This window comes from Vibrio sp. 1562, from assembly GCF_033340155.1.
GTDB classification, from domain to species: Bacteria; Pseudomonadota; Gammaproteobacteria; order Enterobacterales; family Vibrionaceae; genus Vibrio; species Vibrio alginolyticus.
Map to the genome: position 1 here is coordinate 23,129 of NZ_JAWOVY010000008.1, position 25,277 is coordinate 48,405.

Annotated in this window: 22 protein-coding genes; 10 read left to right on the plus strand and 12 right to left on the minus strand. The window is 43.6% G+C overall.

The window, feature by feature from the left end; all coding sequences use genetic code 11:
- Positions 1-5 precede the first annotated feature (5 nt).
- The 4 genes from ccoS to uspE all read left to right on the plus strand — a co-directional run bounded on the left by ccoS (position 6) and on the right by uspE (position 2,824).
- Positions 6-170, plus strand: coding sequence for a cbb3-type cytochrome oxidase assembly protein CcoS (ccoS, locus tag R7Z49_RS10455; RefSeq protein WP_186584254.1), 165 nt, complete (start codon positions 6-8; stop codon positions 168-170).
- Between the two features lie 8 nt (positions 171-178).
- Positions 179-859 (plus strand): sulfite exporter TauE/SafE family protein, encoded by a 681-nt coding sequence (locus R7Z49_RS10460; protein ID WP_017634899.1) that lies wholly within the window; start codon positions 179-181, stop codon positions 857-859.
- Positions 860-949: 90 nt separating this feature from the next.
- Positions 950-1,696, plus strand: coding sequence for an FNR family transcription factor (locus R7Z49_RS10465; RefSeq protein WP_005377497.1), 747 nt, complete (start codon positions 950-952; stop codon positions 1,694-1,696).
- A 180-nt stretch (positions 1,697-1,876) separates the two neighbouring features.
- Complete coding sequence (gene uspE / locus R7Z49_RS10470; RefSeq protein ID WP_005377500.1) at positions 1,877-2,824, plus strand: universal stress protein UspE; 948 nt, start codon at positions 1,877-1,879, stop codon at positions 2,822-2,824.
- A gap of 140 nt (positions 2,825-2,964) precedes the next feature.
- Here uspE and ttcA read toward each other — a convergent pair whose 3' ends face one another.
- The 4 genes from ttcA to R7Z49_RS10490 all read right to left on the minus strand — a co-directional run bounded on the left by ttcA (position 2,965) and on the right by R7Z49_RS10490 (position 6,359).
- Positions 2,965-3,858, minus strand: a complete 894-nt coding sequence (ttcA, locus tag R7Z49_RS10475; protein ID WP_005377502.1) for a tRNA 2-thiocytidine(32) synthetase TtcA — start codon at positions 3,856-3,858, stop codon at positions 2,965-2,967.
- Positions 3,859-4,056: 198 nt separating this feature from the next.
- A complete protein-coding gene (locus tag R7Z49_RS10480) occupies positions 4,057-4,719 on the minus strand; it encodes a DUF2987 domain-containing protein (RefSeq protein WP_025766641.1) in 663 nt (220 codons plus the stop codon).
- A 13-nt stretch (positions 4,720-4,732) separates the two neighbouring features.
- Complete coding sequence (locus tag R7Z49_RS10485) at positions 4,733-5,569, minus strand: glucosaminidase domain-containing protein (RefSeq protein WP_186585044.1); 837 nt, start codon at positions 5,567-5,569, stop codon at positions 4,733-4,735.
- The gene (locus tag R7Z49_RS10490) at positions 5,562-6,359 is read right to left on the minus strand and encodes a hypothetical protein (protein ID WP_005389175.1); all 798 of its coding nucleotides are present in this window, start codon (positions 6,357-6,359) and stop codon (positions 5,562-5,564) included. Before R7Z49_RS10490 ends, R7Z49_RS10485 begins: the two co-directional genes overlap by 8 nt.
- A gap of 400 nt (positions 6,360-6,759) precedes the next feature.
- Between R7Z49_RS10490 and potA the strand changes: the two genes are divergently transcribed.
- From potA to R7Z49_RS10515, 5 genes are all read left to right on the plus strand, one after another.
- A complete protein-coding gene (gene potA, locus R7Z49_RS10495) occupies positions 6,760-7,875 on the plus strand; it encodes a spermidine/putrescine ABC transporter ATP-binding protein PotA (RefSeq protein ID WP_017634901.1) in 1,116 nt (371 codons plus the stop codon).
- Positions 7,856-8,716, plus strand: a complete 861-nt coding sequence (gene potB, locus R7Z49_RS10500) for a spermidine/putrescine ABC transporter permease PotB (RefSeq protein ID WP_005377512.1) — start codon at positions 7,856-7,858, stop codon at positions 8,714-8,716. Before potA ends, potB begins: the two co-directional genes overlap by 20 nt.
- The gene (potC, locus tag R7Z49_RS10505; protein WP_005389180.1) at positions 8,716-9,486 is read left to right on the plus strand and encodes a spermidine/putrescine ABC transporter permease PotC; all 771 of its coding nucleotides are present in this window, start codon (positions 8,716-8,718) and stop codon (positions 9,484-9,486) included. The genes potB and potC overlap by 1 nt, the downstream gene beginning before the upstream one ends.
- Before the next feature lie 102 nt (positions 9,487-9,588).
- On the plus strand, positions 9,589-10,620 hold the full coding sequence (locus tag R7Z49_RS10510; RefSeq protein WP_186584256.1) for an extracellular solute-binding protein: 1,032 nt from the start codon (positions 9,589-9,591) through the stop codon (positions 10,618-10,620).
- Positions 10,621-10,869: 249 nt separating this feature from the next.
- A complete protein-coding gene (locus R7Z49_RS10515) occupies positions 10,870-11,907 on the plus strand; it encodes an extracellular solute-binding protein (protein ID WP_033905298.1) in 1,038 nt (345 codons plus the stop codon).
- Between the two features lie 88 nt (positions 11,908-11,995).
- On the opposite strand, the gene cobB is transcribed toward R7Z49_RS10515, so the two are convergent.
- A complete protein-coding gene (gene cobB / locus R7Z49_RS10520) occupies positions 11,996-12,727 on the minus strand; it encodes a Sir2 family NAD+-dependent deacetylase (RefSeq protein ID WP_005377522.1) in 732 nt (243 codons plus the stop codon).
- 118 nt (positions 12,728-12,845) lie between these two features.
- Here cobB and R7Z49_RS10525 point away from each other — a divergent pair, with 118 nt between their 5' ends.
- Positions 12,846-13,019, plus strand: coding sequence for a hypothetical protein (locus R7Z49_RS10525; protein ID WP_169628679.1), 174 nt, complete (start codon positions 12,846-12,848; stop codon positions 13,017-13,019).
- Positions 13,020-13,051: 32 nt separating this feature from the next.
- Here R7Z49_RS10525 and R7Z49_RS10530 read toward each other — a convergent pair whose 3' ends face one another.
- The 7 genes from R7Z49_RS10530 to R7Z49_RS10560 form a co-directional block, all read right to left on the minus strand.
- On the minus strand, positions 13,052-14,272 hold the full coding sequence (locus tag R7Z49_RS10530; RefSeq protein ID WP_033905297.1) for an ammonium transporter: 1,221 nt from the start codon (positions 14,270-14,272) through the stop codon (positions 13,052-13,054).
- A 342-nt stretch (positions 14,273-14,614) separates the two neighbouring features.
- Entirely contained in the window at positions 14,615-15,517 is a 903-nt protein-coding gene (locus tag R7Z49_RS10535; RefSeq protein ID WP_318111628.1) for an immunity 49 family protein, read from the minus strand.
- Positions 15,518-15,519: 2 nt separating this feature from the next.
- Complete coding sequence (locus R7Z49_RS10540; RefSeq protein ID WP_318111629.1) at positions 15,520-19,905, minus strand: RHS repeat-associated core domain-containing protein; 4,386 nt, start codon at positions 19,903-19,905, stop codon at positions 15,520-15,522.
- A 423-nt stretch (positions 19,906-20,328) separates the two neighbouring features.
- Positions 20,329-20,745 (minus strand): membrane protein, encoded by a 417-nt coding sequence (locus R7Z49_RS10545; RefSeq protein WP_005377532.1) that lies wholly within the window; start codon positions 20,743-20,745, stop codon positions 20,329-20,331.
- The gene (locus R7Z49_RS10550; RefSeq protein ID WP_005377534.1) at positions 20,729-21,781 is read right to left on the minus strand and encodes a formate dehydrogenase subunit gamma; all 1,053 of its coding nucleotides are present in this window, start codon (positions 21,779-21,781) and stop codon (positions 20,729-20,731) included. Before R7Z49_RS10550 ends, R7Z49_RS10545 begins: the two co-directional genes overlap by 17 nt.
- A gap of 14 nt (positions 21,782-21,795) precedes the next feature.
- Positions 21,796-22,404 carry a formate dehydrogenase FDH3 subunit beta gene (gene fdh3B / locus R7Z49_RS10555; RefSeq protein WP_005377536.1) on the minus strand — a complete coding sequence of 203 codons (609 nt, stop codon included), beginning with the start codon at positions 22,402-22,404 and terminating at the stop codon, positions 21,796-21,798.
- A gap of 11 nt (positions 22,405-22,415) precedes the next feature.
- Positions 22,416-25,271 carry a formate dehydrogenase subunit alpha gene (locus tag R7Z49_RS10560; protein ID WP_005377539.1) on the minus strand — a complete coding sequence of 952 codons (2,856 nt, stop codon included), beginning with the start codon at positions 25,269-25,271 and terminating at the stop codon, positions 22,416-22,418.
- Between the last annotated feature and the right edge of the window lie 6 nt (positions 25,272-25,277).

Below are 25,277 nucleotides of genomic sequence, written 5' to 3' on the forward strand. Positions count from 1 at the left end.
CAAACATGGAAAGTCTTTATATATTGATTCCCATCGCTATCGTTCTCGTTTGTGTTGCTGTCGCCGTTTTTCTTTGGGCGGTAAGAAGCGATCAGTTTGAAGATCTTGAACGGCAAGGGCACAACATTCTTCTCGACGAAGAAGACCAACCTAATAGTGATAAAAAGTAGCGACCTTTATGACTCCTGATTTTATCGGTGCGTTGATGATCGGCTTAGTAGGAGCCGGTCATTGTATGGGTATGTGTGGTGGTATCGCGTCTCTACTTACCATGGGCTCTTCTGCTAAAAATAAAACTACCCCTCTTATCCCCCTCTTCTACAACCTCGGACGATTGATCAGTTATACCTTAATAGGTGCATTAGTGGGTGGTGCTATATCAGGTTTATCTGAGCTTAGTGGGTTAACGCACTCTCTTGCTTGGTTAAGGCTGATTGCTGCGTTATTCATGATCCTGGTCGCGCTGTATATTGCTAAATGGTGGCAAGGCTTACTTTTAATAGAAAAGCTAGGGCAGTATATCTGGCGCTTTATCTCGCCGGCAGGGAAGAATCTGTTGCCACTAAAGCATCCTCTTCACGCGTTGCCATTTGGCTTTATTTGGGGTTGGTTACCATGTGGCTTAGTTTATTCAGCGCTTACTTGGTCGGCGGTTTCTGGTAGTGCGATGAACGGCGGCCTAATTATGCTTGCGTTTGGGCTTGGAACGCTACCTGCAATGCTTATTATTGGATATGGTGCCAATCATTTTCAGAAATTACAAAAATCATTAATATTTAGAAATATTTCAGCATTAATCCTTATTGGGTATGGTACGTATACCGCTGTAGGAGCCTTAGCGTTACTCGGTTTCATATAACGTTAAACTCTATTGAGGTGACATTTTTGCTACCCTTTAGGATTAAGCGATGCTAAAATATTGATGTATATCAAATAGTGAAAGGTTGTTATGATTTCTGAAAAACCTGCAACAAAGCGTATCCAATCAGGCGGTTGCGCCATTCATTGCCAAGATTGTAGCATTAGTCAACTGTGTATCCCGTTCACTCTAAATGAGGCAGAACTTGATCAGCTTGACCAAATCATCGAACGTAAGAAGCCTATTCAAAAAGGACAAGAGCTTTTTAAGGCCGGTGATGAGCTAAAATCGCTATACGCTATCCGCTCTGGTACCATCAAGAGCTATACGATCACAGAGCAAGGTGATGAGCAAATCACAGCGTTTCACTTAGCTGGAGACTTAGTCGGTTTCGATGCTATCACTGGTGACTCCCACCCTAGCTTTGCTCAAGCACTCGAAACGTCGATGGTATGTGAAATCCCATACGAAATTTTAGACGATCTATCGGGTAAGATGCCTAAGCTTCGCCAGCAAATCATGCGTTTGATGAGTAACGAAATTAAAGGTGATCAGGAAATGATTTTGCTTCTTTCTAAAAAGAATGCAGAAGAGCGACTAGCTGCTTTCCTTTACAACCTATCAACGCGTTTTTCTCAGCGTGGCTTCAGCCCTAGAGAGTTTCGTTTAACTATGACTCGTGGTGATATTGGCAACTACCTTGGTCTTACAGTCGAAACGATCAGTCGTTTGTTAGGTCGTTTCCAGAAATCAGAGATCCTAAGCGTAAAAGGTAAATATATCACTATCTTAGACCACGATGCATTGATGGAACTTGCTGGTGTAACTAAAGAATAATACACCCTAATTATTGATGTAGCTCGAAAATGAGCTACATCATATTTCTCATAAATTCCTTTCGAAAGTCCTCAAAAAGTTCTCCAAACTAAGCTACAGTAAAAATGTACGGTGAGTACTCCAAAATACTGATTTAATTTACATTCAGTATCTGGTTTTGCAATAGAAGTGGGCTTAGTTATGAGTATATACAGTAAGATCCTTGTTGTCGCTGACATCAATAATGATGAGCAGCCCGCACTTGCAAGAGCTGTTCAATTAGCTCAGAAAAGTGTATCTAGAAGCCGAATCACTTTCTTTTTATCCATTTACGATTTCTCGTATGACATGACGTCAATGCTGTCAGTGGATGAAAGAGATGCTATGCGTCGAGGTGTCATTCATCAGCGTGAGCAGTGGATGCGTAAAATTGCTCAACCATACCTAAACGATGGCTTCGACTTTGATGTTTGTGTTGTCTGGCACAACCGCCCTTATGAGGCGATTATTGCTGAAGTCTATGCAGGCAATCATGACCTAGTCATCAAAGGCACACGTAAGCATGATGTTTTAGAGTCTGTCATTTTCACACCGACAGATTGGCACTTGTTGCGAAAATGCCCTATTCCAGTGCTTCTTATTAAGAATGCTGCTTGGCCGGAACAAGCAAGTATCCTTGCCTCAGTACATGTGGGCTCAGAAAACCCGACTCATATTGATCTCAACGATACGATGGTCGAGCGATTAAAAGAAATCACCACTCGGCTTGAGGCCAAGCCATATCTTGTTAACGCCTACCCCGTTACACCGGCGAACATTACGATTGAACTTCCTGAATTTGACCCAACGACTTATACCGATGCGGTGCGAGGTCATCATTTAACGGCTATGAAAGCACTACGCCAAAAACATGGTCTTGATGAAGAACAAACGATAGTTGAGCAAGGTTTACCTGAAGATGTCATTCCGGCAGCTGCAGAGCGCTTGAACGCAGCAATGGTTATTTTAGGTACCACAGGGCGAACAGGGCTTTCTGCTGTCTTTATTGGTAATACAGCGGAGCACGTAATTGATAAAATAAATTGCGATGTGTTGGCTCTAAAACCAAAAGGCTACATTAGTCCTCTAGATCCAAATACAGCAACCTAATCTCTCTTTAGTATTGTTATGTATTGAGCGCTTTCAAATAAGCGCTAATAAATCCCCCCAATACAGGGGGATTTTTGTTTGGGAACAGTTAAAGCATTGGGTACAAAAAAGGAGGTCTAATTGACCTCCTTTTTTACGAGTTAGATGTTCGTAACATCGATGAACATTGATTCATCAATATTCGTCGAAGAAACGACAGCCTCATTAAATTCATACTCTTCGCGGTTACCTTCACGATCTAGCGGTAAGTTAACAAAGTCGAACAATTCGCGGTCTGCTAGTTGGCTTGGGCTTACGTTTTGAATTGATTTAAAAATTGCTTCCACACGCCCTGGCGTCTTCTTATCCCATTCAATCAACATTGCTTTTATAGATTGACGCTGAAGGTTCTCTTGAGAGCCACAAAGGTTACACGGAATTATTGGGAAATCCTTGTGCTCAGCGTATTTGATCAAATCTTTTTCACGACAGTAAGTCAATGGACGAATGACCACGTTACGACCATCATCAGAGCGTAGCTTTGGTGGCATCGCTTTAAGGCGAGAGCCGTGGAACATATTCAAGAACATTGTTTCGACGATGTCATCCATGTGATGACCTAGCGCAAGCTTAGTTGCACCAATCTTCTCTGCAAATGAATACAGCGTACCACGTCGCAGGCGTGAACACAGACCACAAGTGGTTTTGCCTTCTGGTACCTTCTCTTTTACGACGGAATACGTGTCCTTATCGACGATATAGTAAGGGATATTCAGTGTTTCGAAATACTCTGGCAGAATGTGCTCAGGGAAGCCCGGTTGTTTTTGGTCTAGGTTTACCGCAACCACTTCAAATTTGATCGGTGCGGCTTTTTGAAGATTCAGCAGGATATCAAGCATCGCGAATGAATCTTTACCACCGCTAATACATGCCATTACAACATCGCCTTCTTCGATCATGTTGTAATCAGTAATGGCATTTCCAACATGTCTTCTTAGGCGTTTCTGAAGCTTGTTGAATTCTAGGGTTTCTTTTCTTGTATCTATTTGGTTCATTGCGGGCTCTCACATCGCCGATAAATCGACTAGGACTTCCTAACATGGGTTTCTTTGGGGCGTGGATTATACGAGCTTTTTACGCAGGATTAAATGTTTGTCTTATTGAGTCTTTAAGAAAAGAGTGTGAAAGATACTTTAGTTACGGTCAAAATTAAAAAAGAGCTGCGATTGCAGCCCTTTCTAAACGTTCAGTGTTCATTTCTTTGCGTTAGGTAGATAAGGTAACACTCGCATCGTCGGTTCTGGTAGTGTCATTGTGCCACCTTGCCCTATTTCACTTAGTGCGACTTGTATCTTGCCATTGACAATTGGCTTTTCGGTTCCGTTTGAGAAAATCACTTTATCATTCAGTTGATTTGCAAACTCCATCGTCACACCTTGAACCTCCGGTGTAAACCAACCCGCAAACATACCGCCTAAATCTTCCAGCATCGTCTGCATTTGAGGTAAAAGAGGCTTAAGTTGGTCGTAAGAAACGTTACCCTGTAATGGTTCTTTGGTCATCACAACAAGTGAGTAATCGCAACGTGTATCTTTTGGGGTATCGACAAAAACCAACGGATTCGCTGACTTTAAGTTTTTATCAACAGGTAAAGGCAACTCTTGTGAAGCAGGGATAACAAACTCTTCATAGTGCTCTTCTTTTTCCATCCAAGCTTTTTCTATCATACAAATTTGTTTAGTTTTTGCGTCCACAAAAAAGACACCAACTTTCACATCGTCATGCCCTTCTTTATTGTTGTTTTTTAGTTGAGTATATAACTTTGAGTACGTGAACATGTACTCTTGAGCTTGGGTTATCGGCGATGCAAGAATTAGCGCCGCACTTCCCAACAGACTTAGGCTTAACTTTTTCATTTTATCCGTTATTTTATTGCGTCCAGTAGGCGTTGTTATGACGAATCATAGCGCGAAGATCGTGTACATAGGCGATGCCACGTTCAGAATAGGCTAGCAACCCATGCGTTAACTCTGACGCGGTTGCGACCGTTAACAAGCCCTTGTTCTTTTCAGCCAGAGATGTTCTGATTTCACGCAGGTCTGCATACGCTGGGTTTCGATTAACGTTCATAAAGTAGCCATGAACAGACTGTTGTACAGAATCGAATTTTTCAACTTCATGAACTTTGTTAGCGCCACGTTGCGCTGGAACAATTCCACAGCCCTTTTTATAACACCATTGGCCGAACAAGTTGTTTGCTTGAGTAGCAAAACGAGAAGTGCCCCACGCAGATTCATTTGCCGCTTGAGTTAGAACCAAGGCTTCAGGTAAGACGTTCACTCGCACAAGCATCTCGTCTAGCCATGCTTGATCAATCTTATCGTTACTCAAGGGCAACGAATACAGAGATGATAACCGCTGAGCATACTCTTGTTGTTCTTGCGTCATTTGTCCCACCTTTAAAGAGGTAAGAAAGGCCCGCTCATGACGAATTCGTTGATTCTCAAGAGCAATTTTAGGCCTTAAAAAATCAAAAAAAGCAGCTTTTTTCTCTTTCGTATCTTTTATTGAATTGAAGTCTGGGATATCACCGATGTATGGCAAGTGTGATAAATCGACATGCTTAATCTTGCCAGAGAGTACGTCAGGATTTTCCACATATTTAAACTGTTTCTCGTAGTGTAAATATGGGCCTATAGAAATAAAAGTGGCGGCTATACAGGTTGCCGCCACTCGTAAACTTATTGATTTCAAAGAATTAGGCATCAAACACCTGTGAGTTACCATCGTGATCATTATCGTTTTTCTGTGTTGTAACGATCTTAAGCTTAATTCCAAACATTTCGCGGTAGAGTATGCCTTTCAAATGGAAGAAGAATGGCAGCACAAAAATCAAGCCAATACCGTAGAACATTGCTGCAATAATAAACATTAACATCACGCCTAAGTAAAGCCCCGCGACCACAAAAATCTTCTTGTTGATTGCGCGAAGTGATAACAGCAACGCTTGCATTGGTGGCACCCTTTTCTCACAAATCAACAAAATAGAGTGACTAAATGCCAAGGAAAGATACAGCGACAGTAAAGGAAAAATCATACCAACCACACCTTGTAGCATTAAGCTCATGAGCGTTGCTAGAATAACAGGAATGGTGAACTGCAACCCCTTTCCAACATGGCGCAACTTAGTCTTCAGGCCGGCGACATGGCTCATAGCCATCAAGCTGATCCCCGCATAAATTGGTGCGCTAATCACCTCATAACTGAAATTCGCGACATAAATAGAAGACACAATATCGTTTGTGAACGACTCTGGGTTCTCAAATGCATCAAGAATAACGCTCAAATCGCCCAACTGCAGTTTTAATGCAATATAGAAAATACCTAACTGGACAAAAAGCAATACAATAATGGCAGGAGAAAATGATAAAAAGTGCTGGATGGTTGCTCGCCAAGCTTCGTTAAAAACCGCGCCAGCTTTAAGCTCGTAGTTGCCAGACAAAGCTCGCTCTACACTCCCCCCAAGATTGAAATCTTTCTCAAAATCGTCGTTCATAGTTTATCCAAGACTAACTTGTAAAATTTTGACTGGAATTCCAGTCAATTAATGTAATCGTCATTATAAAGAAATCTTTCCACATCTAACATCACAACTCACCTACAATCCTTGCAATCTCAACTGTATGGTTGATAATTAACCACTTTCAAGGTCATGAAATTGAAACAATTGTTGAACAAAGTTTAGTGCTATCAAACTGTGTCTAGATGCCAATTAATCTCATAAAAACAGTATGGTAAGGAATGATGGCTTTTTCCTGCAAAATTATTTCTGTTTCAAGATAAGAAAATGCTTTAATTTCACACTTTTGGTGATTATGATGCGCGCCTCAAAAGTGAATGGTTAGTGTCACATCAGCTGGGATAATCCCGGCTTGAACGTGGGGGAAATACAGACGTTGAACGCAAAACCGCAAGCAGGAAAGCCAGTTATTCGTTTATCTGGTATTAGTAAAAGTTTCGATGGTAAGGAAATCATCGGTAATTTAAATCTGGATGTTAATCATGGTGAATTTCTGACGATTCTCGGGCCTTCTGGTTGTGGTAAGACAACAGTTTTACGCATGATTGCAGGTTTTGAAACGGCAGATAACGGTCAAATTATTTTGGATGACCAGGATGTAACACAGGTTCCTGCAGAGCAAAGGCACGTCAACACGGTATTTCAAAGTTACGCATTGTTTCCACACATGACCGTATATGAGAATGTCGCTTTTGGTCTTCGTATGCAGAAAACGCCTACTGCGGACATTGAACCACGAGTAATGGAAGCGCTACGCATGGTGCGCCTAGAAAAAATGGCTCAGCGTAAGCCTCATCAGCTTTCTGGCGGTCAGCAACAACGTATCGCCATTGCGCGTGCGGTTGTTAACAAACCAAAAGTACTGCTGCTAGATGAATCTCTATCTGCACTTGATTACAAACTGCGTAAGCAAATGCAAATCGAGCTTAAACAGCTTCAGCGTCAACTTGGTATTACCTTTATCTTCGTTACGCACGATCAGGAAGAGGCCCTATCGATGTCTGACCGCATTATTGTTATGCGCGACGGTGTTATCGAGCAGGATGGTTCTCCACGTGAGATTTACGAAGAGCCGAAGAACCTATTTGTTGCTCGCTTTATCGGTGAGATCAACGTATTCAACGCAACCATGCTAGAGCGTATCGACGAGAAACGTATCCGTGCAGAAATCGAAGGTGTCGAGTCTGTTGTTTACTACGATCAGGAAGCGCAAGCAGGTGAAAAACTGCAAGTACTACTTCGCCCAGAAGACTTACGTATCGAAGAGATCAAAGAGTCTGAAGAAAAAGGCATCGTAGGTCACGTAACAGAGCGTACCTATAAAGGTATGACGCTTGATTCCGTTATCCAATTGGATTCAGGCATGCGTGTAATGGTTAGCGAATTCTTTAACGAAGATGATCCTGATGTGGACCACTCACTTGGCCAGAAAGTCGCTATCACTTGGGTTGAGAGTTGGGAGGTAGTCCTCAATGATAAGCAAGAAGATTAATCTTCAAAACGCGATCATTACCTTAATCGTCGGTTGGTTAACACTTTTCGTGTTGGTACCAAATGTGATGATTATCGGTACGAGTTTCTTAACGCGTGATGAAGCAAACTTAATCGAAATGACATTTACTTTCGACAACTACTTACGTCTACTCGACCCCTTGTATGCGAAAGTGCTGATGCACTCGTTCTACATGGCGATTGTGGCGACGTTGTTGTGTTTAGTAATTGGTTACCCATTTGCTTACATCATAGCGAAAATGCCAGAGAAATGGCGCCCATTCATGTTGTTCTTAGTTATCGTACCTTTTTGGACAAACTCTCTTATCCGTACTTACGGCCTGAAGATTGTTCTGGGTACACAAGGTATTTTGAACAAATCATTAATGGCGATGGAAATCATCGATAAGCCATTACGTATTATGTACACCGAAACAGCAGTAATGATTGGTCTTGTGTACATCCTGCTTCCATTTATGATTCTGCCGCTTTACTCGGCAATCGAGAAGTTGGACAACACTTATATCGAGGCGGCGAAAGATCTTGGTGCGAACAAGTTCCAAACCATTACGAAAGTGATTCTACCTCTTACAATGCCTGGCATTATCGGTGGTTGTTTGTTGGTTCTGCTACCAGCACTAGGTATGTTCTACATCTCTGACCTTCTTGGTGGTGCGAAGAACCTACTGATTGGTAACGTTATTAAGAGCCAAGTATTGAACGCTCGTGACTGGCCATTTGGTGCTGCGACCAGTATCGCCCTCACCTTCGCAATGGCTGTGATGCTTTACGCTTACTACAGAGCAGGCAAACTATTGAATAAGAAAGTGGAGCTAGACTAATGGGACGCACAGTTAGATTTAGCTTTATGGCGCTGGTGTATGCATTTTTGTATCTGCCAATCATCGTCTTAATTGTTAACTCATTTAATGCCAACAAATTTGGTATGAAATGGGGTGGTTTCACCACGAAATGGTACGAAACCTTAGTAAATAACGACAGCCTAATGCAAGCTGCATGGCATTCATTGAACGTAGCGGTATTCTCAGCGACAGCAGCAACCATCATTGGTAGCTTAACGGCCGTTGCCCTATTCCGTTACTCGTTCAAAGGTAAAGGTGCGGTAAACGGCATGCTGTTTGTCGTGATGATGTCTCCAGATATTGTTATGGCGATTTCATTGCTTGCTCTGTTCCTAGTATTAGGCGCGCAGCTTGGCTTCTTTACTCTATTGATTGCTCACATCACCTTCTGTCTACCATTCGTTGTGGTAACAGTGTACAGCCGCTTAAATGGCTTTGATGTGAAAATGTTGGAAGCTGCAAAAGACCTTGGTGCAAGCGAATGGGTAATCTTGAAACAGATCATCCTTCCTCTTGCTAAACCAGCGGTTGCTGCAGGTTGGCTACTGAGCTTTACCCTGTCTTTGGACGATGTGATCATCAGCTCGTTTGTAACGGGTCCAACATACGAAATCTTACCATTGAAGATTTACTCCATGGTTAAGGTGGGCATTTCACCGGAAGTGAACGCCCTAGCAACGGTGATGTTGATTGTTTCTTTGGTCTTGGTAGTAATTTCTCAGTTGCTAGCAAGAGAAAAAGTGAAGTAGAATCCGCACCTGTTAACATCACGAAACAGAATGGTTACATGCCATTCTGTTTTTCTATCTATCGTCCAAAATTGGACAACGTTTGGTTTGGAGCTAACGTCAATGAAAAAATGGGCTACTCTATTAGCTGGTAGTGCATGTGCGCTTTCTCTGTTCTCTGGTACAGCGACAGCGGATGATAAAGAACTAGTATTTATGAACTGGGGTCCTTACATCAACAGTAATATCCTAGAGCAATTTACTAAAGAAACTGGCATCAAAGTGATCTACTCGACTTACGAGTCGAACGAAACTTTGTATGCAAAGCTAAAAACCCATAACCAAGGTTATGACCTAGTAGTACCTTCAACGTACTTCGTGGCGAAGATGCGTGACGAAGGCATGCTACAAAAGATCGATAAGACTAAGCTGAAAAACTTCGGCAACCTAGATAAAAACTACCTAGACAAGCCTTACGATCCAAGTAACGACTACTCTATCCCACACGTTGTTGCGATTACAGGCCTAGCGGTTAACGCAGATATGTACGATCCAAACGACTTCCAAAGCTGGGCTGACCTATGGAAGCCTGAGCTTGAAGGTCAAGTAATGTTGATGGACGACACTCGTGAAGTGTTCCATATCGCTCTGCGTAAACTTGGCTACTCAGGTAACTCAAAAGACCTTAAGCAAATCGATGAAGCGTACGCTGAGCTACAAAAGTTGATGCCTAACGTTTTAGTTTTCAACTCTGACAACCCTGGCGCACCTTACATGTCTGGTGAAGTGGGCGTTGGTATGCTTTGGAACGGTAGCGCCGCAGCGGCACAAAGTGAAGGCCTGAACCTTAAACTCGTTTTTCCTAAAGAAGGCGGTATCGGCTGGGTTGATAACTTCGCTATCTCTTCCGGTGCGAAGAACGTAGAAGCCGCTCACAAGATGATTGACTTCCTACTGCGCCCAGAAATCGCAGAGCAAATCTCTCGTGATACTGGCTACCTAACGGCGGTGGAAGAATCGAATGCTAAGTTTAAAGACGTTGCCCCACTGTTCCCTTCTCAAGAAGACCTTGACCGCGTTGAATGGCAAGATGCGGTTGGTGATCTAACCGTTAAGTACGAAGATTATTTCCTCAAGCTGAAAGCGGGACAATAATCTAGCTTGTGTAACAAGTCATCAACCATAGGAAAATAGGCAGCAATACGCTGCCTATTTTTGTCTTAGGCTGATATAATCGCGCGTTGCTAGGTTTATTTGTCTTGGTATCATAGATTTATCGTCTCATAACAAGGAGACAACGATATTCAAGCTAAATGAACATATTTGTGCTTACTGCGATTTGGCTCAAATTGATAACTCCAACTAGTATTGACTTGTCCAATCGCGAAACAAAACGGAAAACAAATGAAAAGTAAATTCTACGCAAGCGCTCTATGTGCAGCGACGCTCATCGCTACCCCTGCAATGGCTGCTGATCAAGAACTGTATTTCTACAACTGGTCGGAATACATTCCAAACGAAGTTCTTGAAGACTTTACAAAAGAAACTGGAATCAAAGTTATTTACTCTACATACGAATCTAACGAGAGTATGTATGCAAAACTAAAAACTCAAGGTTCTGGTTACGACTTGGTAGTACCGTCTACCTATTTCGTCTCTAAAATGCGTAAAGAAGGCATGCTACAACAGATCGACAAAGAGAAATTATCTCATTTTGCCGATCTTGATACTAACTTCCTAAACAAACCGTTCGATCCGAACAACAACTACTCTATCCCATACATTTGGGGGGCGACCGGTATTGGTATCAATGCTGACATGCTAGACAAGTCATCGGTTTCTAAATGGGATGATTTCTGGGATAGCAAGTGGGAAGGTCAACTAATGCTGATGGATGATTCTCGCGAAGTATTCCACATTGCATTGACTAAGCTTGGTTACTCACCAAACACGACTAACCCAGAAGAAATCAAAGCCGCTTACGAAGAACTGAAAAAGCTAATGCCAAACGTATTAGTATTTAACTCAGACTTTCCTGCAAACCCTTACCTTGCGGGTGAAGTTTCACTAGGCATGCTTTGGAACGGTTCTGCATACATGGCTCGTCAAGAAGGCGCGAACATCGACATCATCTGGCCAGAAAAAGGCACTATCTTCTGGATGGACAGCCTAGCAATTCCAACTGGCGCAAAGAACGTTGACGCCGCTCATAAGATGATCGATTTCCTACTACGTCCTGAGAATGCAGCTAAAATCGCACTAGAGATTGGTTACCCTACTCCAGTTAAAACGGCACACGATCTGCTACCGAAAGAATTTGCTAATGATCCAAGCATCTTCCCACCACAAGAAGTGATGGACAGCGGTACTTGGCAAGATGAAGTTGGCGAAGCGAGCGTAATGTACGATGAGTACTTCCAAAAGCTAAAAGTGAACAACTAATTCGTTAGTTTTAAAGATATGAAAAAGCGGCTCATGAGCCGCTTTTTTGCTCTTAATGACAAGACAAAAACTCTTCCTGTTGAAGTTATTACGCTCTTTCTTTTCCTTCTAGAGCCAGTATCTCGTCAACTAATTTTGGAACCTCAACGCTTGCTTTTCCGTAGCGTTTTTCCTCAAATTCACTTTCTACCGCACTAGGTTCTAGGTTAATTTCAATGGTATGTGCGCCGTGCATTTTTGCATCATGAACAAAACCTGCTGCGGGATACACAACGCCAGAAGTCCCAATCGAAATAAACAAATCTGCTTCTTCTAATGACGCGTAGATATCACCCATTCGCAGTGGCATTTCACCAAACCAAACAATATGTGGTCGCATTTGTGAAGGGATCTGACAACAATGACAAAGCTCGCCGGTCTTAATGTCCTCATTGTGCTCTACTACTTGGTTAGATTCACTACAGCGGGCCTTGAGCAACTCACCATGCATGTGAATCACATTCTGACTGCCTCCTCTTTCGTGAAGGTTGTCTATATTTTGAGTGATGACCGTCACTTTACCTTCTAACTCAGCCTCTAAACGACCCAATGCTTCATGCGCTGCATTAGGCTTTATCGCATTATCTTGAAGTTTCTTGCGGCGTTGGTTGTAAAAATCTTGAACAAGGTCCGGATCGCGAGCAAACCCTTCAGGCGTTGCTACATCTTCGATACGGTGATTCTCCCATAGGCCATCTTGCGCACGAAATGTTTGAATACCAGATTCGGCCGAGATACCTGCACCAGTAAGTACTACAATATTTCTATAAGGGAAATTCATAACTCATCCTTGCTGTTTTTTCATTAGCTTAACACTGAAAGAATAGCAACAGTAGTAATATGGATTAGACCATAGTCGTAATGGTCACTATTAGAATTACAATTTAAGAGGAACAGCAATGAGACAAGTATCTCTAGCGTTTATATTGCTTATGACTTTGGCAGGCTGTCAACTTACCAATGTTGAAGGCGAAGTCGATGATGTAAAGGTAAGAGTCAGCTCCAATGATGATGACCATCGAGGTAATGGTAATTTCTGTCCTCCAGGCCAAGCCAAGAAAGGCAATTGCTAAAAGAGCGGCTTTATGCCGCTCCCATATTGGCCTCAATCCTCGTTGGTCGAAGATATTTTATGAATGGCTAGGTCAGCGCCATTGAATTCGTCTTCTTCTGAAAGCCTTAGTCCCATACTGGTATTAATCGCGCCGTAGACTGCAAGTGCCCCAAGCACAGCGATGGAAATGCCCAAAAGCGTTCCTAGAAACTGAACGATAATGCTCACGCCCCCTAGCCCACCCAACGAGCTTTGGCCAAAGATCCCCGCAGCAATACCACCCCAAGCGCCACATACACCGTGTAAAGGCCAGACACCCAGCACATCATCAATCTTGGTTTTGTTTTGTAGGTGGGTAAAAAGATAAACAAATAGCACGCCAGCAATCGCACCTGTCACTAAAGCACCGATAGGATGCATTAAGTCTGAGCCCGCACATACAGCAACTAAGCCAGCCAGTGGGCCGTTATGAATAAAGCCAGGGTCATTCTTACTAGCCAACAATGACGCAACAATGCCTCCGACCATTGCCATCAATGAGTTCATAGCCACCAAGCCACTTATGCCTGACACAGTTTGAGCTGACATGACGTTGAAGCCAAACCACCCCACACATAAGATCCAAGCTCCCAAGGCCAAAAAAGGAATATTCGAAGGTGCAAAGTTGGTGTGCTTTCCTGCTCGAACTCTGCCTTTTCTCATGCCCAAAAACACGACGGCAACAAGCGCTATCCAGCCGCCAACACCATGTACAACGACTGAACCTGCAAAATCGTGGAAGCCATAACCAAAGGTATTTTCAAACCAAGCTTGAACACCAAAGTTTCCGTTCCAGATCATTCCCTCAAATAACGGGTATACGATGCCGACAGTGAAAAATGTTGCGATTAGAATCGGATAAAAACGAGCTCGTTCTGCGATACCACCTGAAACAATAGCGGGAATCGCTGCAGCGAAGGTCAGCAAGAAAAAGAACTTCACTAACTCGTAACCATTGCCTTGAGATAATGTCTCAGCATCAGCAAAGAAGGTGCCGCCATAAGCGACCCAGTATCCAATAAAAAAATACGCGATGGCGGATATACCGAAATCAACCAATATCTTAACTAAAGCATTAACTTGGTTCTTTTGGCGCACGGTTCCTACTTCAAGAAAAGCGAAACCAGCATGCATCAAAAAAACCATGATTGCGCCAAGTAGTAAGAAAAGTGTGTCGGAACTTTGCGTGAGAGTTTGTACAGCGCCGTGTACCTGATTGGCAGTTACACTCATTATAATTGTCTCCATTGATCTGTAGCGCACTTATCCTGTGCATCAAAGTTAGGCTCATCACCAATTTGGTGAACTTGATTTATAGAGCGTCTAACAGAGCAATTCTCATTCCATAATTTATATTTCTAACACTTACGCTTTAATTTATTGTTTTGTATGAACTTTAATAAAATTAGGTATTCTTGAAATGGTGTTTAACATGCTAATAAATGCACCAATGTGGTTTTAGTGCACCAACATAATGCGCACCATATAGCTCAACAAACAGCAAACTTTATACGATAAACGTAAAAGCCACCCCATGAGAGGTGGCTTATATACGGAATTGCTAACTAAAGGAGTTTATCGAGTGATCTTCCCTGCTTTTACTTCTTCTAACCAACGTCCTTCGACAAGATAGGGAGGGAGCCAACCAGTTTCAACAGATATACGGTTACCTTTGTCATACCACATGCAAGCCATGCCAAGCAGAGGGAAAGAGATGAAAGTTTCTATAGAAATCAAGTCCTCTGACTTATCGAGCCTCATTTGGTATTTCTCTTGGAACTGAAGGTTCTTAATAAGTACTTCTTCAAAGTCATAACCGATGTCAGTTGTCAGGGCAGCAAAAGTTTCCAAAATACCCATGGCGATTTCTAACGCCCAATTATCACCCTGAGCAACTGCCGCGTCCATCGCGGCCACCAGTTTATCAGGGTAGTCCGATGTGCGGTTATGGAACGACTGGATGACATCTACTAGCATATAAGACAACTTACCCGCCCTAGTGGCACTTTGTTTCATCAGAGAAATGGGAAAGTTCGCCAATACATCCATACTTGGCCTGTCACGCACAATTGCCGATATAAAATAAGCATCCAGCCACATTGAAGGACAAATGAAGCCCATTTCTAAGATACCTTCACCATCCCATGTTACTTCTGGATAATCTAGTATCTGAACAGTTAATGGCTCATTAGGAAACATAGCCAGCCGATGATAACAAGCCCCCATTAATGAAGTTTCATAAAGGCGTAATGTACAAATTTGTTCGTCTTCATGTGAGGTTTGAAACCATGTATACCAGCGAACCTGGTCGATGGCAAAATCACCAAGACTGACTAGGTTTTCCCGCCTGACTTTAAGACCTTCTTTTCTGTTATCTAGGACTCTATTTATAAATTTTTTTTTACTCACAATTGCTTGTGTGTCAAGTTCAGGATTTGCTTTGCGTTCTACAACCTTGCTCGATTCATTACTTTGCATTTTTACTTTAATCCTTTGGAATTAATTTTAAACTCTGCCACTTCTAGCTTTAAGTCCGAGGCCTTTCCACTTTCAGGGATGCTTGCTTGCGTATGTATATATCGAATAGGTCTACCGGATAAAGCGGCGTATTGAATTTCGTCGGCAGCTACTTTTTCTGTTGTTCCTTCTAAATTTTTCGACATTAGCTTAACTATTTCCGCCGTATATTTACTTGTCCCTTGCTGATACGCCTCGTTTCCAATCTTACGGCTGCCCAGCGGGCTGCTACCCCCTTTGGCCTCAACAATTATAATTTCACCTGGTGGCGGCTCTTCCACCTCGTAAACCATATCAAAATCGCCCGGCTTCGAAATTGAGGTTCCAATATCTTTGGGATGAAGCAGCTTAGCATTAGGACGTTTACTCCGGACAAAGTCATCCGCGGCTAACTCACCAATTTTTGCGGACTGTTGGTTAATATTGCCAATTTGAGCGTTATATCCCTCTTCGCCAGTTCGAGCGTCCATTGCCTCTTGACGCTGTTTCAAGCATTCGTCAATTTTTGCTTTGTTTCTTTCTGTTAGCTCATAATCACTCGTATTGAGTTCAGAGTTTTCTTTATACTCTGCTTTATTCAGCACAAGATCTTCAGTGAAGATCGTACAACCTTCCTCTCCACCAACTTTCTCTGAGTCAAAAACATGCGCATTTACAAACTCCTCAATCCCAACAACATACTGCACTTCGTGTCTGGTGCCATCTGAGTGATTGATATGACGGTAAAAAGTAATCTCGTTTCTCTCGCAATCAATATGGTCTAAATCGTATTCATATCGAATATGATTTTTACCTTTGGGTTTGCGGATTTTGACTTGCGAGCGAACGCCATCTTCTCCGACGGATGACTCTTTTGCTGCTTCTAAAATCTGATCGCAAACCTCTTGGGGAACATCGCTTTGCGCCTGATACTCTGCCAACATTTGACCCAAGCGTTTTAGCCCTTCTTCACATAGGAAACCTGTTGGGTCAATCCATTGGATAGGGTTGACTGCATATTGGTAATGATTAATACCACCAGCAATAGATATCGGATCTTGTTGGATAAAACGTCCTAGCTTAGGGTCGTAATACCGAGCGAGGTTGTAATGTAAGTTGGTTTCTTGATCGAAATACTGTCCTTGAAAACGCAATGGATTTACTACTTTTTCAATATGTACATGAGCAAAGCCGTGAGCATCGTAGCTGGCACTCCATACAACATTCCCTTCGCAATCGATCAGTCGCTCTGGTTTACCAACTTGATCGCACTGGTACCAATAAATAACGTCATTTTCTAGCAGTGCCACTGGCGTGTAGGTTTCTGGTTGATATAGGTACCAACGGAAAGCACCTGAAGAACGTTCACCAATTAAACGTTCACCTTCCCACAGGAACTCTGTAACGCCTTGTTGTGTAATTTTCTTCGTTCTGCGCCCTAATGCATCATATTCATATTGACTGATACCATCGTCGGTGTGAACTTCAATGAGCTGATTTAACGCATCAAATACGCGAGTCTGAACGTGTCCTTGCCCTTCACGTTTTGTCTGGTTTCCTTGCGCGTCATATTTGAACCGGACATCATCGTGTACTTCAATACGATCAGCGAATACCTCTGAAGATGGCAAAGTAGGATTGCCAAAACTATCGTATTCAAACTTAGTCACTTCTCCGGAAGCATTGACTCGTTTCAGTTGCCCTAAGGTATCGTACTGATAGTGCGTTGCTCCTGCCATATTATTAATGATTGATGAAATACGGTTTTGCGCATTGTAAACGTACTTTTTCTCTCTATCCGGCCAATGTTGTTCGACCAAACGACCAACACCATCATAAATGATGCGCTCATTAAAATGTGCCGTTTCAATTTGGGAAACTCGTCCCATTTCATCGTAATGAAATTTGATTTGAGGTAAATCTAGGTTTCCAAACCGAATCGCTGAAAAACGCCCATATCGATCATAAGAGAAGTTCAGCTCCGTATTATCTGGCAGTACCTGAGATACGCGTTGGCCAACTCTGTTAAACTCCTGCGCTATCTCAAACTGGCCTTGAATGCGCTTTGTTAAATGCCCGAATGAAGAGTATTGGTATTGCAATGTGTGATGGCGATTGGATGCGAAAGTAAGTCGCCCACCAAGCGTATAATTGAAGTGGTTCTCTACAATACTGCTACCATTTCCTGCTTTGACGTGCTTGAGATAACCCGCAGCGTCATAGCGATACAGCACCGTCCTATCTGCGACTTGCTTACGATGGATTCGCCCCATATGATCATAATCAAATTGGCTTTGTAGATTATCAAACCCGACAGTTCCTGACAGCTGGCCTTCATCGTCATACAGGAATTCGAATTCTAAGCCGTCACTCCGAACTAATTTAGTCAGGTTACGTTGTTGATCGTATTCGTAAGAAATATGGCTGCCATCGGGAAAGATGACTGCTTCTTGTTGCGCGAGTGCTCCCCATTGATACGAGGTAATGCCTGCTGGCGTTCGAATCTGAGCAACACGGCTGTGCTCATCGTAAGAATATTCTTCGCTATAACCGACTTTGTCTTCGTCGTTAAAATAACGAACTGATGTACGCCTGCCAAATTGATCATAAGCGAGTTGAGCAATACACCCATCGGGATAAGCAACGCCATTCACTAAATCTTCTTCATTGTAGCTATAACGAAGTAATGTACCGTCTATTTCATTCGCGATAAGTCTTTGTTGTTCATCCCACCACCACTGACTTTTCTTACCATCTTCAGACTCTTTTTTGACGACTTGACCGTGTTTATCGTAATCATATTCCGTGACACAGCCGAACTGATCGGTATCCCAAACTCTTTGACCGAGGCTATTGTAGTAAGCCTTCTCGATATCCCCGTCAGGTGAAACCGTTTTAACTAACTTACCTAAGCCGTCATAACCATATTGAATTTCTTTGCCAGAGGAATGAAACTTAGAAACTAATTGACCATGCTGATTATATTGATAATTGACCGTTGACTGATCAGGATAGATAGCTTGCGCTTTTCGCCCTAATTCATCATATTGCCATCGCCAAGTTCTACCTGTGGGGCTTATTTTCTCGAGTAAGTTACCCTGCTCGTCATGCAAGAAAGACCATTGATGATCTAACGAGTCAGAATAAGAAGAGTGATTTCCTTGATAATGGAAGCGATAGTCATAAATTCCTGCGTCCCCAACGTTTCTGATGCATTTCGCTTTTGCACCTTCGCCATCCCATTCAAAATAATGAGTAAAGCCAGTTGGTCGTACACGTTTAACAATTAAATGGCCGCGGTATTGATACTGTTCCTTTAAGCCTAAATGATTAGTTGCACTGACCAAATCATCGTGCTCATCATAGGTATAAGTTGTCAGAACTTTTTGGGACTTTGCATTAAGCAGTTCTACAAGGCGTCCTTGCTTATCATATTGACATTCAAGAACCGGACGCTTGTTATATGCGATCTCGATCAATCGATGGTTTCGAGAATACTGCAATTGAAACGTTGAAAACGTGCCATTTCTAACTTGTTTAACAAGCCAGCGATCATCTTTTTGCTCAAACCGATATTGATGCCCATTAGCGAGCGTTACAATCCGAGTTGTTGAGCTCAGGAAATAACAGCTCGCACCAGCGTATATTTGATAACTTGTTGCTCCAATATCTACTGGCTCAAATTCTGTGATATCGGCCTTATCGTCAACAAACTCCCAAGCGATAACATTGTCTTTCTCGTTCGTCTTTTCGCGTAATTCAAACTGAAATGCATGTCGCCAACCAAAGCCCATTCCATGATTTACATCCGACTGCGAAGAGCGGTAAGTACGCTGCCAAGTAGTACCTTGTTGTAGCTCGATATCATAGAGTTCGAGAATTTCTTCACCCGTCACAAGTGATACAGGATCACCGGCTTTCTCATGTTTTTCGCTGCTTTGTTGCTGAGGCTTGGCGGATGCGGCACTTCTGCCACTCTTTTTATTCGACTTCCCCTTTCCCTTCGATGGTTTTGCATTGACGGTATTTTGAGTCGGTGGAGGCGTAACCGCCGACGAGAGTGCGTAGTTTTCGCCGGTAGGTACAATTCGAGCGACATGCAAGTCACCGTTCACCAAAGCATTGGCAAACGTTGAATTATAGTGTTGGGAAGTAAGCTCACCGTCAGGTATGTTTGGCTTGAATTGACCAATCGCATAGAACAAATCCTCGACATAGCGAAGGTCAAGCTCACCAAAGCTCTCAAGAAACTCTATTGCCTCTTGTTTGGTCACGAATGTTTTAGGTTCGCCGCTAGTAAGTAACTGACCAGAGAAGTGATAACTTTCGCCAAAGCGATTCGTGATAGGAATGACGAATTGAGGGATCATAGCCGTAACGTGTTTGTCCTTTTCTTACCTTGCCGCATCATTTAATGCTCGTTTCGCTCTTTTTATTTGTGAGAGCAAGATGCCTTAATCAAACATCCTCCGATAGAGATTCCTCTGTATGCGTAGACTGAATGTATTGATGGCAATTTTCACGTATGCAACTCTTTGAATTTCTGAGCGCAGCGTACTTTAACGGGACGATGAATCCTGAGTAAATGAACAATAGCGTGAGTGAGACTAATGTCTCATCGTGACGCGATTTTTTTACATGTTTCTTACTTAACTATGATTTTCTGCCCAGTTACGTAAATTCACTCAATAAGTTGCATCAAGTATCACCACTGCGACTCAACGCTTCATATTTGAGACAAAACAGCAACAAAAAAACCGCCTATTACGGCGGTTTTGCTTAAAGAATACTGATTAAAGGTTTGGACCTGTCGATGGTCTGTGTGGTTGGTTATTGAGCAGTTGCTGCATCCCTTGAAACATTCGCATAAACCACACCAAGATGGCTAATGCAGCAAACACCATCCCTACCCAAGGAATAAAGTAAGCGATGGTTTCAAGCAAAGTACTATGCAACCAATAATCACTCACGCCAACGAGTACACCGTTAGAAGTCGCGACGGTGACGATCAACACAACAAAAAACGTCAGGTAGAGAAAGAAGGTGCGAATTAAACCGTAGTAATGAGAAATCACTACGTCGCTGTCTTCTCCCTTATCTAATCGGTAACCCGCATAGATAATTGCGATAACGCCTGAGATCAGAAACGTAAACGGGGTCAGACAGCTCAGGATGTACGCAACCCAAATCCCGTTATGAGGTTTGTTCATTCGCTTTCGCTCCTTTTACTTCCGTTTGTGCCGTATCTGTTTCACCCATCGCTTCTTTGGACTTCACTTCCTCATACCAAAGATCGTGATGCTCTTTCGCCCATGTTTCATCAACTTCACCTGTCACCATGCCTTCTAGCGCACCTTCCATACCGAATAGACCAATATAGATGTGGAAGATAAAGCCACAGATTAGAATCAGCGCCGAAATCGCATGAACTAAGTTAGAAAGCTCCATGTCACGGCGAGTTTGGCCAAAGATAGGAAAGTCCAGAACTAAGCCACTCACTGCCGCGATAGCACCAAAGAAGATTAACAACCAATAGATTGCCTTCTCACCACCGTTTGAGAAACCAGCTGACGGATGTGTGCCTTTGTGTTTACCAACCATGCCGCCCATTTTCATAAACCAACGAACATCTGTCATGTTTGGAATCGACTTGCGCCACCATTTAAAGAGCACGAGCATCAGTAAAATGAAGAACAATGGTCCCATGTAATTGTGGTACTGCTTCGCCAACATGACGATAAAGCCCCAGAACTCAGTAGGAACGTACGGTTTTAAGAAGTGCTTACCGTAAACCAGCATCAAACCACTGAATGCCAGCGTTAAGAATGTAAACGCCATACTCCAGTGAAGCGCGCGGTCTAAACGAGACCAACGCTTCATTTTTTTACCAGTACGCGGCTTGCTAAGCATCAAAGGACCAACGAATACGTAAGCCATGATTACCATTGCAATACTGCCGAAAATCGCGACAGCACCCGCTGGAGACATCCATTTCTCTTTTAGAATGTACCAAGTCTCACCAGGTTTACTGATCAATACGCCATGTTCTGGCGATTGAGACGTGGTGTAGCCTTCTTGCCCCTCTCTGACTTCGCGCCAATAGTCTGCCCCGGCGAGTTGCGTGATCTCCTGTTGAATAACTTTAGAAGATTGTTCCTCTGCTGAAGCAGGCATTGCGAAAGTCAGCAGCAATGCTGTCATCATTGACAGCATTGCTAAAGATGCACGTTTAAGCGTGTTTAACATGTACCTCTCCTTACTTAGCTTTTCGTCGCATCGTAAGAAAGATCGTTTCCGTCTGTCCAACCTGCGTTTTTCGCGCCGCGTTCTACCACACGTTGACGGAAAATGTCAGATACTTTCTCTGCGTCACCCGCAAGCAGCGCTTTAGTTGAACAAAGCGATGCACACATCGGTAACTTGCCTTCTGCGATACGGTTCGCACCGTATTTTTGACGTTCTTCCTCAGAGCCAGGCTCTGTTTCTGGGCCGCCCGCGCAGAAAGTACATTTATCCATTTTGCCACGTTCACCAAACGCTTCTTGTTTAGGAAATTGAGGTGCGCCAAACGGACAAGCAAACAAACAGTAACCACAACCGATACACAGATCTTTATTGTGAAGAACGATGCCGTCTTCGGTATGTTCGAAACAGTCTGCTGGACAAACTGCCATACAAGGTGCATCGGTACAGTGCATACAAGCAACAGAGATAGAGTTTTCACCAGCTTCACCGTCGTTTAGTGTTACCACGCGGCGACGTTGAATGCCCCATTCAAGCGCATCGTCGTTTTCGTTCTTACATGCAGTAACACAGCCGTTACACTCGATACAGCGTTTGGTGTCACATAGAAATTTCATTCGTGCCATTGTCAGACTCCTTACGCTTTACGAATGTTACATAGGGTTACTTTGGTTTCCTGCATCAAGGTAACCGGGTCGTAACCGTAAGTGGTTGCCGTGTTAGCCGATTCGCCAACAACGTAAGGTTGTGTACCTTCTGGGTATTTAGGGCGTAGGTCTTCACCTTCGAACTTACCGCCAAAGTGGAACGGAATGAACGCCAAACCAGGTTTCACACGACGTGTTACCATCGCTTTCACCTTGATTCGTCCTTTCTCTGCACCTTCAACCCAAACATCATCACCATCTCTAAAGCCAAGATCGTTCGCGTCTTTCGGGTTCACTTCAACAAACATTTCTTGTTGAAGCTCGGCAAGCCAAGGGTTTGAACGCGTCTCTTCACCACCACCTTCGTATTCAACCAGACGGCCAGAAGTCAGAACGATTGGGTACTCGCCCGATTTGTCTTGCTCTTGAATGGATTTATACAACGTAGGAACACGGAAGATTGCATCTTTGTCTTCCCAAGTTGGGTAATCCGTTACAAGGTCACGACGTGGTGTGTAAAGTGGTTCACGATGCAGTGGCACACGGTCTGGGAACGTCCAAACAATCGCACGCGCTTTCGCGTTACCAAATGGAATACAACCGTGCTTGATCGCGACACGCTGAATACCGCCAGAAAGGTCAGTCTTCCAGTTTTTACCCTCTGCTGCCACTTTCTCTTCAGCAGTTAAGTCGTCCCACCAACCAAGTTGTTTCAACAACTTGTCAGTGAACTCTGGGTAACCGTCTTTGATTTCACAGCCTTTCGAATAACTGTCTTCTGCAAGAAGGCTCTTGCCTTCAAATTCCACACCAAAGCGCGTACGGAAGTTACCGCCACCTTCTGCAACCGTCTTAGACGTATCGTACAGAATGTGTGTACCTGGGTGTTTCATTTCTGGTGTGCCCCAGCATGGCCAAGGTAGACCATAGGTTTCACCGTTGACAGGGCCACCTTCCGCTTCCAATGTGGTTTTGTGGAACGTATGCCAGTTTTGTTGGTGCGCTTTCAAACGCTCTGGGCTTTGGCCTGTGTAACCAATCGTCCACATGCCTTTGTTGAATTCACGCGTTAGGTCTTCAATCACCGGCTGGTTGTTTTCAACACGGATGTTTTTGAACAGAAGATCGGAATAGCCCAGTTTCTTCGAAAGCAGGTACATGATTTCGTGGTCTGGTTTTGATTCAAACAAAGGTTCAATCACCTGATCACGCCATTGTAGAGAGCGGTTAGATGCGGTAACGCTGCCGTGTGTTTCAAACTGTGTTGTTGCAGGAAGCAGGTAAACGCCGTCGGTACGGTCGTTCATTACCGCAGCAACCGTTGGGTATGGGTCCACAATCACCATCATGTCCAACTTCTGCATCGCTTTTTTCATCTCAACACCACGTGTTTGAGAGTTCACTGCGTGTCCCCAGTAGAACATTGCACGGATGTTTTCGCGTTGACGAATGTTGTCTTTGTTTTCCAGTACACCATCAACCCAACGAGATACAGGAATACCTGCACTGTGCATTGGTTTCTGACCGCTATAAGCGTTGTCATCGAAACGACCTTTGATCCATTCGTAATCGATTTCCCACACTTTTGACCAATGACGCCAAGCGCCTTCAGAAAGGCCGTAGTAGCCCGGTAGCGTGTCAGAGAGCACGCCAAGGTCGGTTGCGCCTTGTACGTTATCGTGACCACGGAAGATGTTTGCACCGCCGCCTGATTTACCAATGTTTCCAAGCGCTAGCTCAAGCACACAGTAAGCACGTGTGTTGTTGTTACCAGTAGTATGCTGAGTACCACCCATACACCAAACAATACAGCCCGGGCGATTTTCAGAAAGCAGTTTTGCTGTTTGGTAAACGTCTTCTTCGCTTACGCCTGTTACGCGCTCAACTTCTGCTGGCGTCCATTTCGCCACTTCAGCACGGATCTCATCCATACCGAATACACGTTGACGGATGAACTCTTTATCTTCCCATTGGTTTTCGAAGATGTGCCACAACACACCCCAAATGAATGCTACGTCAGAACCAGGACGAAGTGAGACATAGTGATCCGATTTTGCTGCCGTACGTGTACGACGAGGATCCGCTACGACGATCTTACAGTTGTTCTTCTCTTTTGCGATCAGAATGTGCTGCATCGCTACTGGGTGTGCTTCAGCTGGGTTTGAACCAATGAATAGCATCGACTTACAGTTGTGCATGTCATTGAAAGAGTTGGTCATCGCACCGTAACCCCAAGTATTCGCTACACCCGCCACGGTTGTTGAGTGACAAATACGCGCTTGGTGGTCAACGTTGTTCGTACCCCAAAGTGATGCCATTTTTCGGAACAAATACGCTTGTTCGTTGCTGTGCTTTGCGCTTCCCAAGAAGTAAACCGAATCAGGGCCGGACTCTTTACGGATGTCCATCACCTTGTTACCGATTTCTTCGATCGCTTGATCCCAAGAAAGCTTTTTCCACTTACCGTTTTCAAGCTTCATTGGGTATTTAAGACGGCGCTCACCGTGGCCATGTTCACGCAGTGCTGCACCTTTTGCACAGTGACCACCGGCGTTAAATGGGTGGTCGAATGCAGGCTCTTGACCCGTCCAAACACCATTTTGAACTTCTGCGTAAATACCACAACCCACTGAACAGTGAGAACAGATAGTACGTTTTACTTCTGTTTTCGCTTCTGGATCGACTGATTTTGCTTGCGCTTTTTTCATCATTCCCGGTGCGAATAGACTAGCACCAACCACTGCGCCACCAGCGGCAAGCGAAGTGTTTTTCATGAATGCACGACGAGATACGCCAAGCTGGTTCGTTTCTTTGCTCACACTGTCGGAGCGTTTGACAAGTTTCATCCGTTA